The sequence below is a fragment of the Bacillus sp. L75 genome (assembly GCF_003676355.1).
In the GTDB taxonomy this organism is placed as follows: Bacteria; Bacillota; Bacilli; order Bacillales; family Bacillaceae; genus Bacillus; species Bacillus velezensis.
Window position 1 is genome coordinate 1 of sequence record NZ_ML064957.1, and the last position, 471, is coordinate 471.

Here is a 471-nt window from a genome sequence, read left to right on the forward strand (position 1 = left end):
TAACGCTGGACGGGCAATAAATACTTTTAATAATGCAATGATTAACTCTCAAAATAGAGAATTAGCTCAGGCACAAGAGCAACGAGCGCAAGCATTGGCTCCTTTTCAATTGCAGCAAGCACAACAAGGTGTTGACGCTAATACGCAAACTCTAAATCAAAATAGAGATACACAGCGCTTACAAAATTTACATGTTACTGGGCAACGGTTAAAACCTTTAATTGAGTCTGGTGATACTGCCGGCGCACAAAAGCTATTGCTTGATAATATTTCTAACATTCAAACTCGCATTGAAGCCGGTGAAGATTTAGACATTAACGAATCAATGGAAACGCTAGCTAAATTACAGGCTGGTGATGCTCAAGGTGTACTAGGCGATATAAATGCTGTTGCTGGCTTGGTTGGTGACACACAACAAACAAGAGTTACATCATCAAAAATATTAGATGACGGAACAACCGTTCAATCTCT

Annotated in this window: 1 protein-coding gene; it reads left to right on the plus strand. The window is 39.5% G+C overall.

Annotated elements, in window-relative coordinates; genetic code table 11:
• Positions 1 to 471, plus strand: a 471-nt coding sequence (locus D5S11_RS20000) for a hypothetical protein (RefSeq protein WP_164833865.1), incomplete at both ends; no start/stop codon positions are given.